The following is a 13,359-nucleotide window of genomic DNA, read 5'->3' as shown; positions in this document are numbered from 1 at the left end:
GGCCATGCAAGGTGCCAACCCTGTGGGAGCCAGCCTGCTGGCGATAGCGCCAGTGAGGGCGCCGCAAACTGCGGCTCCCGCACTGGACAGGTGAACCCCACCGCATCGCGGTCAATCCAGCGGCATCACCGTGACCCGCACCTCCGGGTCATGGCTGCCCCCGCCCAGAATCACCCCGCGCAACGGCGACACATCGGAGAAGTCCCGACCCCAGGCCAGGGTGATGTGCTCCAGCGCCGGCTGCACATTGTTCGTCGGGTCGAAGTCCACCCAGCCCAGCACCGGGCAAAACACCGACACCCAGGCGTGGGACGCGTCGGCGCCGATCAGCCGGGGCTGGCCCGGCGGCGGCCGGGTCAGCAGGTAGCCGCTGACGTAACGCGCCGCCAACCCCCGGGAGCGCAGGCAGGCCAGCATCAGGTGGGCGAAGTCCTGACAGACCCCGCGCCGCCGCTCCAGCACTTCCACCAGCGGCGTCGCGACCTGGGTCGCTTCGGCATCGAAGGTGAACTCGCTGAAGATTTTCTGCATCAAGGCCTGCACCGCCCAGAGCATGGCCCGCCCCGGCGTGAAGCAGCTGTCGGAGAACTCGACGAAGCGGCGCTTGAGGTGCACATAGGGCGATTCGAACCGATAGCGGCAGGCTTCCAGCACGTGGGGCAAGAGCGGCCGGCCGCTGTAGGCCAGCGCGGCGCACGTCGCCTCCCAGGCCGGGGACAAGGCAAAGTCCATTGCCGGTCGCGCCAGTACCTCGACCATCAGCCGCGCACTGACCTGCAACTCGTCATGGGGCCGCTCGAACGCCAGGCGCGTCAGCGGGTTGCCGAACACGTCCAGCTCGTCCCGGCGGGCGGTCGGCTCCGGGCTGATCAGCAGACGCTGCTCGGTGCAGCGCTGCCAGGCACACTCGCGGGGCCACAGATGGGCCAACTGCTGTGCCAGCGAAACCGGGCTGTCGTAGCGGTAGCAGGTGTCGTGGAGGACTTGGTAGCGGGCATTCATCAGACGGACACCGTGCGCTGGCTGACATCGTCGACATGGGCGAAATGGCGCAGGGCCAGGCGATCGGACACCTGCGCGCTGACATCGGCGATCTCTTGCAGCAGGTCGGCCAGCCCGTCGAGCGCGGCGCGCACGCTGGCCTCGCCGAACAGCGGGTTCTCCAGGCAGCCGAGGTCGATGCGCGCCAGACGCTCGGCCAATGGCGCCAACCCGGCTTCCCTCGGTGCACCGAAATCATCGTTCAGCCGCTTGACGGTGCGGGCCACCAGCTTCAGCTGGAACAGCACCGCGTGGGGGTTCTGTTCGTCGAGCAGCAACAGGTCGAGCACCGGGATCAACTGCGCCACCGCCAGGTAGCGTGAACGGTAGGTGATGCTGCTGTTGCCCAGCTCCAGCAACCACTCAAGCCCCGCCTGGTCGAACGCGCCGGCGCCCCGCAGGAACGCCGCCAGGCTGGCGCTGAGGAACTGCAATCGCTCGATCCGCCGCCCGATCATCAGGAAGCGCCAGCCCTCGTCGCGGGTCATGTCGTCCAGGGCGAATCCGGACAGCGCCGCCAGCGAGGTCACCAGCCGGTTGAGGAAATCCAGCAGCTCGCCGAAGTCCGGCTCGTCGCCGTCCAGTTCGGCGGCCTCGCGCTGCAGCTCCACCAGCGCCTGCCAGTTTTCCCGCGACAGCTTGCCGCGCACCTGGGACGCCGCCCATTGCAGGCGCTGCAGGTTGGCGCGCAGGCTGAACGACCAGTCTTCGCCGAGCAGCGCCGCCAGCAGGCGCTGCGGCAGTTCGCCTTCGTCCGGCAGCAGCATCAGCCGTTCGCCGAGGTCCACGGCGGCCTGCAAGGCCTGCGGATCGTCGCCGTCGATGTAGCGCGCCAGCACGATCCGCAGCAGCCGCGCACTGTCGTCGCAGCGCTCGCAATAGCGGCCGAACCAGAACAGGTTCTCCACCACCCGCGACGGCAGGTAGGGGTCGCGCCGCACCAGGTCGTGCACGCCGATGCTGCGTTGGGCCTTCCACTGTTCGCCGCTCGGCGGCCGGTCGCCCAGCACCCAGGTGTCCTTGCTGGCGCCGCCGCGCTGCATCGACACCACTTCGGCGTCGGCCTCGGCGGCCACCCGGGTCAGCCCGCCCGGCAACACCCGGTAGCCCTCGCGGCTGGCCACCGCGTACAGGCGCATGCCGATGGCCCGCGCCTGCAACTGGCCGTCCTCGGCCTGCCAGACCGGCGCCTGGGACAGCTGCGCCAACTCTTGCGCGACATAGGCATAAGGCCGCGCCTGCATGCGCTCGGCGAGGGCCTGGCGCTGTTTTTCACTCAAGTCGCGGCCGAACACGGGCGTGAAGCTCTGTGAAGGAAAGGCCGGCTTGATCAGCAGCTCCGGCAGTTTTTCCAGGGCCTGGGCCAGCACCGGCGCCTCACCGCACCACCAGGTGGCGATGGACGGCAGGATCAGTTCTTCGCCGAACAGGTGCTGGCTGATCTTCGGCAGGAACCCCAGCAACCCCGGCGACTCCAGCACGCCGCTGCCCAGCGCGTTGGCCACCAGCACCCGCCCGCGGCGCACCGCCTCCAGCAGGCCGGGCACGCCGAGGGCCGAGTCGGTGCGCAGCTCCAGCGGGTCGCAGAAATCATCGTCGAGCCGGCGCATGATCGCGTGCACCCGACGCAGGCCGCTGAGGGTCTTGAGGTACACCGTGGCGTCGCGCACGGTGAGGTCGCCGCCCTCCACCAGCGGATAGCCGAGCTGCCGCGCCAGGTACAGGTGTTCGAAATAACTTTCGTTGAAGCGCCCCGGCGTCAGCAGCACCACCAGCGGAGTCTCGCTGTCGCCCGGCGCCTGGCGCACGAGGGTTTCCTGGAGCGTGCGGAAGAAGCCCGCCAGGTGCTGCACCCGCAGATCCCGGTACAGCTCGGGGAAGGCACGGGACACGATGGTGCGGTTCTCCAGCGCATACCCGGCCCCGGACGGCGCCTGGGTGCGGTCCGCCGTGACCCACCAGCGGCCGTCCGGCGTGCGCGCCAGATCCGCCGCGTACAGATGCAGGAACGCCCCGTCCGGAGGCGAAATGCCCTGACAGGGCCAGAGGAAGTTGTTGTGGCCGAACACCAGCTCCGCCGGCAGCAGCCCTTCGCGGATCAGCCGCTGCGGGCCGTACAGGTCCGCCAGCACCGCATTGAGCAGCCGCGCCCGCTGGGCGATCCCGGCCGACAGCCGCTGCCATTCGTCGGCGGCGATCACATGGGGCAGCAGGTCCAGCTCCCACGGGCGGTCGGCGCCCTTGGGGTCGGCATAGACGTTGTAGGTGACACCGTTCTCCTGGATCTGCCGCGCCAGCAGCGCCTGACGCTGCGCCAGCTGCTGCGGCGTGCTGCGCTGCAGCTGGTCGAACAGCCGGCGCCAGTGCGGACGCACCGCGCCGCTGCCGTCGAGCAGTTCGTGGTAGGTGCCCGCCGTCAGCGGGTAGCGGTCAAGCAGGTCTGGCATGGAGAGCTCGGCAACCGGCAAGGAACGGTCAGACTAACGCAGGCACGTGACACCCGGATATACGAAAAGTCCGAGCGTCGCGTACGGTTCAGAAACGTCGCAAATCGAGAGTCAGCGGAAACTCGTCATCCGTTTCCACCTCCGCTATCGGAATGTTCCCCGGCGTGTGCCCGATGCGGAAGAAACGCGCCAGGCGCCGGCTCTCTGCCTCGTTGGCATTGACCGGCAATGTCTCGAAATTGCGCCCGCCCGGATGGGCGACATGGTACTGGCAGCCGCCGAGGGAACGCTGCGCCCAGGTGTCGACCAGGTCGAACACCAACGGTGCGTGCACGCCGATGGTCGGTTGCAGGCAATTGGCCGGCTGCCAGGCGCGGAACCGCACTCCGGCCACGTACTCGCCGACCCGCCCGGTGGGGTGCAGCGGCACCGCAACGCCGTTGCAGGTCAACCGATGCCGCTGCGGCATCCATCCGCAGACCTTGACCTGCACGCGCTCCAGCGAAGAGTCGACGTAACGCACCGTACCGCCCTCTTCGCCCAGCACATGCCAGGGTTCGAGGGCCTGGTGCAGCTCCAGTTCGACGCCGTTGACGGCATAGTCGCCGAGCTTGGGGAAGCGGAACGCCTGATGCGCCGCAAACCATTCGGCCCGCAACGGATAGCCGGCCCGGTCGAGGTCGTCGATGACCTCGGCGAAATCCTGCGCGATGAAGTGCGGCAGCATGAAGCGGTCGTGCAGCTCGGTGCCCCAGCGCGCCAGTTTCGGCGGCGCATAGGGCTCGCGCCAGAAGCGCGCCACCAGCGCCCGCAGCAACAGTTGCTGGATCAGGCTCATGCGCGCATGGGGCGGCATCTCGAAGGCGCGCAGCTCCAGCAGGCCCAGGCGTCCGCTGGCGCCGTCCGGCGAATAGAGCTTGTCGATGCAGAACTCGGCGCGGTGGGTGTTGCCCGTGACGTCGATCAGCAGGTTGCGCAGCAACCGGTCCACCCGCCACGGCGGGCATTGCTCACCCGGCGCCGGCATCTGCTTAAAGGCGATCTCCAGTTCGTACAGGGCGTCGTTGCGCGCCTCGTCGACCCGGGGCGCCTGGGACGTCGGGCCGATGAACAGGCCGGAAAACAGGTACGACAGCGACGGGTGGTTGTGCCAGTAACTGATCAGGCTGCGCAGCAGGTCCGGACGGCGCAGGAACGGCGAGTCGGCCGGCGTCGCCCCGCCGAGGACGAAATGGTTGCCGCCGCCGGTGCCGGTGTGCCGCCCGTCGATCATGAATTTCTCGGTGGACAGCCGGGTCAGCCGCGCCTGCTCGTAGAGGAACTCCGTGCGCTCGACCAGTTCGTCCCAGGTGGCGGACGGTTGGACGTTGACTTCGATCACCCCCGGATCCGGGGTGATGCGGAAGTTGGCCAGGCGCGGGTCGGCCGGCGGCTCATAGCCTTCCAGCAACACCGGGCAGTTGAGCTCCTGGGCGGTAGCCTCGATGGTCGCCACCAGTTCCAGATACTCTTCCACCCGCTGCAACGGCGGCATGAACAGGTACAGGCGCCCGCCCCGCGGTTCGGCGCACAGCGCGGTACGGGTCAGCCAGTCGGCGGACGCATCCACCGCCGGCCGGCGCTCGTCAGCCTCGGCGGGCTCGCCGTGCCGGTTGAGCTGCGCGGTGTCCGGAAGGTCGGGGAAGTCCTGGTTCGGGTCGTTGGGATGGACGTACGGATACTCCGCCGCCTTCACCCACGGCTGCGACGCCAGCGGCAGGCGGTAGCCCAGCGGCGAATCCCCCGGCACCAGCCGGCAGTGGTCGTCGCGCAGGTACCAGCGCCCGCTCTGCCACTGGTCGCCCTTGGCGGTACGCGCCAGCGGCAGCACCTGGCCGATCACCTTGCCCAGCCCCTTGCTGAAGACCTTGCGCAGGCGCGCCCGCTCCAGCGGATCCTCCAGCCGCGGATCCTCGGCGCTGACGTTGACCGGCAAGGCGCCCTCGCGCCACAGGTAATGGAGATGGTCTTCGTAGGCCGCGAACACGAACCGCGCCGGCAACCTCAAGCGTTCGGCGACGCTCGCCAGAAAGCGCCCGGCCAATGCGCTGTCGGCGCCGTAGTCCTGCCGCTCGTCGGCGATCAGCGCGCTGTTGCGCCAGACCGGCACGCCGTCGCGGCGCCAATGGCAGTTCAGCGACCAGCGCGGCAGCTGCTCGCCGGGATACCACTTGCCCTGCCCGAAGTGCACCAGCCCTTCGGGGGCGTAATGTTCGCGCAGGCGCCGGAACAGCTCGGCGGAGAGCCGGCGCTTGTCCGGGCCGAGGGCGGCGGTGTTCCATTCGGCGCCGTCGGGGTCGTCGATGGAGACGAAGGTCGGCTCGCCGCCCATGGTCAGGCGCACATCGCCTGCGAGCAGGTCGGCGTCGACCCGCCGCCCCAGCGCGTGGATCGCCTGCCACTGCCCGTCGGTGTAGGGCTTGGTGACCCGTGGCGTTTCCAGGATCCGCTCCACGGTCATTTCGTGGCTGAACTCGCACCCGCAAGGCTCCACCATCCCGCTGACCGGTGCCGCCGACGACGGATCGGGACTGCACGCCAGCGGAATGTGCCCCTCGCCGGCGAACAGCCCGGAGGTGGCGTCCAGGCCGATCCAGCCTGCGCCGGGCAGGTACACCTCGCACCAGGCGTGCAGGTCGGTGAAGTCCGCCTCGGTGCCGGACGGGCCGTCGAGGCTTTTCACATCCGCCGTCAGTTGAATCAGGTAGCCGGAGACGAAGCGCGCCGCCAACCCGAGATGACGCAGCAGCTGCACCAGCAGCCACGCCGAGTCGCGGCAGGAGCCGGAGGCGCGTTCGAGGGTCTCTTCCGGGGTCTGCACGCCCGGCTCCAGGCGGATCAGGTAGTTGATGTCCTGGCTCAGACGTTGGTTGAGCGCCACCAGGAAATCCACGGCCGGCAGCGGCGTGCGGTCGATGCCGTCGAGGTAGGCCTTGAACGTTGGCGTCAGCGGCAGGGTTTCGAGGTACGGCGCCAGCTCCTTGCCCTCGTCGGCCCCATAGGCGAAGGGGATCCGTTCGGCGTAGGGCTCAAGGAAGAAGTCGAACGGATTGAACACCGCCATCTCCGCCAGCAGGTCGACTTCGACCCGCAACGTGTCGGTCTTTTCCGGGAACACCAGCCGCGCCAGGTAGTTGCCCTGGGGATCCTGCTGCCAGTTGATGAAATGCTGCCTGGGCGTGACCTTCAGCGCATAGGACAGGATCCGCGTGCGGCTATGGGCGGCCGGGCGCAGACGGACGATCTGCGGCCCGAGCTCGACGGCGCGGTCGTAGCGGTAGTGCGTGACGTGGTGCAAGGCGACTTGAATCGACACGGCGTGCCTCCTGCGGGCCTGGGCGTAGTCAACGGCGCGCAAGACTTGTGCCATGCGGGGGCTTGGGCGCCGTTGCGAAAATGCACAGGGCAGTACAGCACCGAAATCGGGCGGCGGGCGGAAATGGGCCGGGGAAATTGCGCCTGAATGTGGCAGGCCTGTGGATAACTGCAGTCTGTACCGGCCTCATCGCCAGCAGGCTGGCTCCCACAGTGTTCGCGTCGGGCACAACATCACTGAACACCGCTGAACCTGTGGGAGCGGACTTGCCCCGGGCGGCGACCCGACGAAGGGGCCGGAACGGCAACAGGTTTCTTGTGGCCGGAATGCAGAACGCCAACCCGAAGGTTGGCGTTCTGTTCAGCTCACATGCGCATCAGCGCGGCACCACCGGCTTGCGCGCAGGCTTGGGCCCCTTGCCCTTGGCGGCGTCCTTGCGCTCCTTGGCCGCCTGCTGGTTGCGGGCGAACGCTTCGGCCTTGGCCTTCTCGCGCTTGTCCCACGGGTTGCCGCCGTCGCTGCCGCGGGGCGGCAGGCCGGTGTGCTGGGTGAGGATCTTGGTGGTCTTGTCCTTGGCGACCTTGTGGCTGCCGGCCGGCGTCGAGTTCTTGCGCCGGGCGCTCTGGTAGCTGTCGGTGGCCGGCTGGTGCGCCGGGATCAGCTGATGCTTGCCCGAACCGATCAGGTCGCCCCGGCCCATGCGCAGCAACGCTTCGCGCAGCATCGGCCAGCCCTTCGGATCGTGGTAGCGCAGGAACGCCTTGTGCAGGCGGCGCTGCTCCTCGCTCTTGACGATGGTCACGCCGTCGCTCTTGTAGGTGACCTTGCGCAGCGGGTTCTTGCCCGAGTGGTACATCGCGGTGGCGGAGGCCATCGGCGACGGGTAGAACGCCTGCACCTGATCGGCGCGGAAGCCGTTGCCCTTGAGCCACAGGGCCAGGTTCATCATGTCTTCGTCGGTGGTGCCCGGGTGGGCGGCGATGAAGTACGGGATCAGGTACTGCTCCTTGCCCGCTTCCTTCGAGAATTTCTCGAACATGCGCTTGAAGCGGTCATAGGTGCCGATGCCCGGCTTCATCATCTGGTTGAGCGGGCCTTCCTCGGTGTGCTCCGGGGCGATCTTCAGGTAGCCGCCGACGTGGTGGGTCACCAGCTCCTTGACGTATTCCGGCGACTCGACCGCCAAGTCGTAGCGCAGGCCGGAGGCGATCAGGATCTTCTTCACGCCCGGCAGCGCACGGGCGCTGCGGTACAGCTGAATGAGCGACGAGTGGTCGGTGTTCAGGTTCGGGCAGATGCCGGGGAACACGCAGGACGGCTTGCGGCACGCGGATTCGATCTCCGGGCTCTTGCAGGCGATGCGGTACATGTTCGCGGTCGGGCCGCCGAGGTCGGAGATGACCCCGGTGAAGCCCGGCACCTTGTCGCGGATCTCTTCGATCTCGCGGATGATCGACTCTTCCGAGCGGTTCTGGATGATCCGCCCTTCGTGCTCGGTGATCGAGCAGAAGGTGCAGCCGCCGAAGCAGCCGCGCATGATGTTCACCGAAAAACGGATCATCTCGTAGGCCGGGATCTTTTCCTTGCCGTACGCCGGGTGCGGAATGCGCTGGTACGGCATGCCGAACACGTAGTCCATTTCCTCGGTGGTCATCGGAATCGGCGGCGGGTTGAACCAGACGTCGGTCTCGCCGTGACGCTGCACCAGCGCACGGGCGTTGCCGGGGTTGGTCTCCAGGTGCAGCACGCGGTTGGCGTGGGCGTACAGAACCGGGTCGTTGCGCACCTTCTCCATGGACGGCAGGCGGATCACGGTCTTGTCCCGGGTCATCTTCGGGCTCGCCAGGATCTGCACGACCTTGGCTTCCTGCGGGTCTTCGACCGGGCCCTTCTCCTGCTCGATGGCGCAGGCGGCGGTGTCCTGGGTGTTGACGTACGGGTTGATGATCTTGTCGATCTTGCCCGGACGGTCGATGCGCGTGGAGTCGACCTCGTACCAGCCCTGCGGGGTGTCGCGGCGGATGAACGCGGTGCCGCGCACATCGGTGATGTCTTCGATCTTCTGGCCGTAGGACAGGCGCTGGGCGACCTCGACGATGGCCCGCTCGGCGTTGCCGTACAGCAGGATGTCGGCGCTGGCGTCGATCAGGATCGAGTTGCGTACGCGGTCTTGCCAGTAGTCGTAGTGGGCGATGCGGCGCAGCGAGGCTTCGATGCCGCCGAGCACGATCGGCACGTGCTTGTAGGCTTCCTTGCAGCGCTGGCTGTAGACCAGGCTCGCGCGGTCCGGACGCATGCCGGCCATGCCGCCGGGCGTGTAGGCGTCGTCGGAGCGGATTTTCTTGTCGGCGGTGTAGCGGTTGATCATCGAGTCCATGTTGCCGGCCGCGACGCCGAAGAACAGGTTCGGCTCGCCCAGCTTCATGAAGTCGTCCTTGGACTGCCAGTTCGGCTGCGCGATGATCCCTACGCGAAAGCCCTGGGCCTCAAGCAAGCGACCGATGATCGCCATGCCGAACGACGGATGGTCGACGTAGGCATCGCCGGTGACGATGATGATGTCGCAGGAGTCCCAGCCGAGCTGATCCATCTCCTCCCTGCTCATCGGCAGGAACGGCGCCGGCCCGAAACATTCGGCCCAGTACTTCGGATAGTCAAATAACGGCTTGGCTGCTTGCATGTCGATAACCGGTGTTGGCTTTCATGGAATTTCGCGGGCGCGGAATATAGCACAAATTTTGACCAATTCCGACGGCTGCGGTCGGAAATTGGCGCAGCCCCCATCGCCGGCAGGCCGGCTCCCACAGGGAACTGCATTCCAGGGCGGGAGCCAGCCTGCCGGCGATGGGGCCAGATCAGGCGACGGAGGCGTTATTCGTCGTCGTCGAAGTTGTAGCTGCCCGGCGCCAGGTTCTCGAACCGGGTGTACTTGCCGATGAACGCCAGCCGGATGAAGCCGATCGGACCGTTACGCTGCTTGCCGATGATGATTTCGGCGATGCCCTTGTGCTCGGTCTCCGGGTGGTACACCTCGTCCCGGTACACGAACATGATCACGTCGGCGTCCTGCTCGATCGCTCCGGATTCCCGGAGGTCGGAGTTCACCGGACGCTTGTTCGGACGCTGTTCCAGGGAGCGGTTGAGCTGCGACAGCGCCACCACCGGGCAGTTGAATTCCTTGGCCAGGGCCTTCAGGGAACGGGAGATCTCGGAAATCTCGTTGGTGCGGTTGTCGCCGCTGGAGCCCGGGATCTGCATCAGCTGCAGGTAGTCGATCATGATCAGGCCGATGTCGCCGTGCTCGCGCACCAGGCGCCGGGTGCGGGCGCGCATTTCCGAGGGGCTGATGCCGGCGGTGTCGTCGATGAACAGCTTGCGGTCGTTGAGCAGGTTGACCGCCGAGGTCAGGCGCGGCCAGTCGTCGTCCTCCAACTGGCCGGAACGCACCTTGGTCTGGTCGATGCGGCCCAGGGACGAGAGCATACGCATGATCAGCGATTCGCCTGGCATCTCGAGGGAATACACCAGCACGGCCTTGTCGCTGCGCAGCACGGCGTTTTCCACCAGGTTCATCGCGAAGGTGGTCTTGCCCATCGACGGACGGCCCGCGACGATGATCAGGTCGGCGGGCTGCAAGCCGCTGGTCTTCTCGTCGAGGTCGGTGTAGCCGGTGGACAGGCCGGTGATCGCGTCGGACGTGTTGAACAGGGTGTCGATGCGGTCGATGGCCTTGGTCAGCAGGTCATTGACCCCCACCGGGCCGCCGGTCTTGGGACGCGCCTCGGCGATCTGGAAGATCTGCCGCTCGGCCTCGTCGAGGATCTCTTCGGCGGTGCGGCCTTCGGGGTTGAAGGCGCTGTCGGCGATGTCGTTGCTGATGCCGATCAGCTGACGCAAGGTCGCCCGCTGGCGGACGATCTGCGCATAGGCCTTGATGTTGGCGACGGACGGCGTGTTCTTCGCCAGTTCGCCCAAATAGCCAAGGCCGCCGACCTGGGCGGTCTGGCCTTCCTTGTCCAGTTGCTCGGACAGGGTCACGACGTCGATCGGCAGGTTCTGGTCGGCCAGCCTTGCGATCGCGCGGAAGATCAAACGGTGGTCATGCCGGTAGAAATCGCCGTCGGAGACTTGATCGAGCACGCGTTCCCAGGCGTTGTTGTCCAGCATCAAGCCACCGAGCACGGCCTGTTCGGCCTCGATGGAGTGCGGCGGCACCTTCAGGGCGGCGGTTTGCAGATCGTATTGCTCGGGAGCAGAGATTTCGTTCATGGCCACTTGGTTATTCAGGAAAAGCAGGGGTTTGGAAACGGGTGATGCCAGAAAGACAAAGGGCACGACCTGCGAACAGGATCGTGCCCGATGTTAACCGTCTGACGGACAAGCCGCCAGCCGATCAGGTGTCGCTTAAGCCGCTACCACGACAACGCGTACGGTGGCTTCGACTTCGGCGTGCAGGTGCACGGCCACGTCGAATTCACCCACGTTGCGGATGGTGCCGTTCGGCAGACGAACTTCGCTCTTCGCGACTTCAACGCCCGAGGCGGTCAGCGCGTCAGCGATGTCGTGGGTGCCGATCGAACCGAACAGCTTGCCTTCGTCGCCAGCGGTGGCAGTGATGGTCACTTCCAGCTCGGCCAGTTGGGCAGCGCGGCTTTCAGCCGAAGCCTTACGGTCTGCAGCGGCTTTTTCCAGCTCGGCGCGACGCTCTTCGAACGCAGCCAGGTTGGCAGCGGTCGCAGCGGTGGCCTTGCCGAAAGGCAGCAGGTAGTTACGACCGTAGCCGGCCTTAACCTTTACTTTGTCGCCCAGGTTGCCCAGGTTGGCGATTTTTTCCAGCAGGATCAGTTCCATTTGGTATTAACCTCTTAACTTTTAACCTTCACCGTTCGCGTTATCGGTGTCTTTCGACACGTGACGACCGCGAAAATCAATCAGGCTGTCGACAATGGCCAGAACCACGAGCAACGGATAGATCAGCTGCATGAACAGCAACAGCGTCACGTACAACCCCACCAGCCAGAAACCGGCCAGTCGCTTTTGCGCCACCAGCCCGTGAATCAGGGCCAGCCCGGCGAACACCAGCGGTACGCTGCACAACGGCGTCAACATGGCCATCTGCGCACCGAGGTTCGGGCCCAGAAGCATCAACGCCAGCAGCAACATCGCCGGCCCCAGCGGGATCCGGATGGCGCGGAACTCGCGACCAAAACCACCCGGGTTGTACAGCATCGCCTGCCAATAACGCCCGACAATCAGGCTCAGCACGCTGACGATCTGCAACAGGGCCGCAATCAGGCCGGTCAGGACCGGTGCGATCAGCGACGCGAAACGCGCCTGCTCGTCCACCGACAACTGCCGGTAGGCATCACCGAGAAGCGCCGGCATGACCTTAATCAAGGCCTGCGCGAGCATCTCGATCTGGGGCGCGAACGCCGCCCCGAGCACCACTGAAAACACCACGCCCATCGCCACGCTGACCAGCAGCACGCGGAACCAGGACTCGCTTGCGCGCAACACCAGCGCAAGTGTCGAAGAACCCAGCAGCACCAGAAGCGCCCGCGGGTCATCGGCAAACAGCCACCAGAGCAATGCCGGCAGCAGTCCCAGCGACAGAACGCCCAGGGCGTCCGTCAATCCGCGCCGCAGAAGCACCAGGCTCCCGGCGGCGGCACCCAACCAATACAACAACGGCAATGTTGCACATCCGGCCACCACGAGAGTGGCCTGCATACGGCCGCGCATGATGAATTCAGCTAAGGCGCGCATGCATTCAATCCTTTGCTACTTGTCGACTGACCCGGTCTCAGCGGCCGTGGCTGTCGGTGTAGGCCAGCAGGGCCAGGAAGCGGGCGCGCTTGATAGCGGTGGCCAGCTGACGCTGATAACGAGCTTTGGTACCGGTGATGCGGCTTGGAACGATTTTGCCGGTCTCGGATACGTAGGCTTTCAGAGTGTTGAGATCTTTGTAATCGATCTCCTTCACGTCTTCAGCGGTGAAGCGGCAGAATTTACGACGACGGAAGAAACGTGCCATGTAATAGGCTCCTCAAAAGATCCGTGGATTACTCGTCAGCGTTATCGCTGTTGTCGCTGTCGCTATCGCTGTCGTCGCCGTCGGCGTTGACATCGTGCTCAGGACGCTCGCGACGCTCACGGCGCTCACTGCGGTTTTCTTCAGCCTTGAGCATCTCGGACTGGCCGGTGATGGCTTCGTCGCGACGGATGACCAGGTTACGGATCACAGCATCGTTGTAGCGGAAGTTGTCTTCCAGCTCGGCCAGGGCCTTGCCGGTGCACTCAACGTTCAGCATCACGTAGTGAGCCTTGTGAACATTGTTGATTGCGTAGGCCAGTTGACGACGGCCCCAGTCTTCCAGACGGTGGATTTTGCCGCCGTCTTCTTCGATCAGCTTGGTGTAACGCTCAACCATGCCGCCGACTTGCTCGCTCTGGTCAGGGTGGACCAGAAAGATGATTTCGTAATGACGCATGAATGCTCCTTACGGGTTGTAGCCT

Annotated in this window: 9 protein-coding genes; all 9 read right to left on the bottom strand. The window is 66.0% G+C overall.

Annotated elements, in window-relative coordinates; all coding sequences use genetic code 11:
• Positions 1-111: 111 nt before the first annotated feature.
• The gene (locus tag CAG29_RS23735) at positions 112-1,002 is read right to left on the bottom strand and encodes a transglutaminase family protein (RefSeq protein WP_085630940.1); all 891 of its coding nucleotides are present in this window, start codon (positions 1,000-1,002) and stop codon (positions 112-114) included.
• A complete protein-coding gene (locus tag CAG29_RS23730) occupies positions 1,002-3,488 on the bottom strand; it encodes a circularly permuted type 2 ATP-grasp protein (protein WP_085695227.1) in 2,487 nt (828 codons plus the stop codon). The genes CAG29_RS23735 and CAG29_RS23730 overlap by 1 nt, the downstream gene beginning before the upstream one ends.
• An 88-nt stretch (positions 3,489-3,576) precedes the next feature.
• Positions 3,577-6,843, bottom strand: a complete 3,267-nt coding sequence (locus CAG29_RS23725) for a DUF2126 domain-containing protein (protein ID WP_085695226.1) — start codon at positions 6,841-6,843, stop codon at positions 3,577-3,579.
• A 376-nt stretch (positions 6,844-7,219) separates the two neighbouring features.
• Complete coding sequence (locus tag CAG29_RS23720) at positions 7,220-9,523, bottom strand: YgiQ family radical SAM protein (protein ID WP_085630946.1); 2,304 nt, start codon at positions 9,521-9,523, stop codon at positions 7,220-7,222.
• A gap of 191 nt (positions 9,524-9,714) precedes the next feature.
• Positions 9,715-11,112: a replicative DNA helicase gene (gene dnaB, locus CAG29_RS23715; protein ID WP_085582867.1), complete on the bottom strand. Its 1,398-nt coding sequence runs from the start codon at positions 11,110-11,112 to the stop codon at positions 9,715-9,717.
• 135 nt (positions 11,113-11,247) lie between these two features.
• On the bottom strand, positions 11,248-11,694 hold the full coding sequence (gene rplI / locus CAG29_RS23710; protein WP_085582869.1) for a 50S ribosomal protein L9: 447 nt from the start codon (positions 11,692-11,694) through the stop codon (positions 11,248-11,250).
• A 21-nt stretch (positions 11,695-11,715) separates the two neighbouring features.
• The gene (locus tag CAG29_RS23705; protein WP_085582871.1) at positions 11,716-12,609 is read right to left on the bottom strand and encodes a hypothetical protein; all 894 of its coding nucleotides are present in this window, start codon (positions 12,607-12,609) and stop codon (positions 11,716-11,718) included.
• 37 nt (positions 12,610-12,646) lie between these two features.
• Entirely contained in the window at positions 12,647-12,877 is a 231-nt protein-coding gene (gene rpsR, locus CAG29_RS23700) for a 30S ribosomal protein S18 (protein ID WP_002551829.1), read from the bottom strand.
• 28 nt (positions 12,878-12,905) lie between these two features.
• On the bottom strand, positions 12,906-13,334 hold the full coding sequence (gene rpsF, locus CAG29_RS23695; protein ID WP_085582873.1) for a 30S ribosomal protein S6: 429 nt from the start codon (positions 13,332-13,334) through the stop codon (positions 12,906-12,908).
• Positions 13,335-13,359: the final 25 nt, after the last annotated feature.

The sequence above is a fragment of the Pseudomonas sp. B7(2017) genome (assembly GCF_002112745.1).
Taxonomy (GTDB): Bacteria; Pseudomonadota; Gammaproteobacteria; order Pseudomonadales; family Pseudomonadaceae; genus Aquipseudomonas; species Aquipseudomonas ekonensis.
Note: the sequence above shows the minus strand (reverse complement) of the source record. Positions and strands in the feature narration are given on the sequence as shown.

Coding starts and splice junctions, on each gene's coding strand:
- CAG29_RS23735 (WP_085630940.1), bottom strand. CDS start 1,002: ATGAATGCCCGCTACCAAGTCCTCCACGACACCTGCTACCGCTACGAC.
- CAG29_RS23730 (WP_085695227.1), bottom strand. CDS start 3,488: ATGCCAGACCTGCTTGACCGCTACCCGCTGACGGCGGGCACCTACCAC.
- CAG29_RS23720 (WP_085630946.1), bottom strand. CDS start 9,523: ATGCAAGCAGCCAAGCCGTTATTTGACTATCCGAAGTACTGGGCCGAA.
- dnaB (WP_085582867.1), bottom strand. CDS start 11,112: ATGAACGAAATCTCTGCTCCCGAGCAATACGATCTGCAAACCGCCGCC.
- rplI (WP_085582869.1), bottom strand. CDS start 11,694: ATGGAACTGATCCTGCTGGAAAAAATCGCCAACCTGGGCAACCTGGGC.
- CAG29_RS23705 (WP_085582871.1), bottom strand. CDS start 12,609: ATGCGCGCCTTAGCTGAATTCATCATGCGCGGCCGTATGCAGGCCACT.
- rpsR (WP_002551829.1), bottom strand. CDS start 12,877: ATGGCACGTTTCTTCCGTCGTCGTAAATTCTGCCGCTTCACCGCTGAA.
- rpsF (WP_085582873.1), bottom strand. CDS start 13,334: ATGCGTCATTACGAAATCATCTTTCTGGTCCACCCTGACCAGAGCGAG.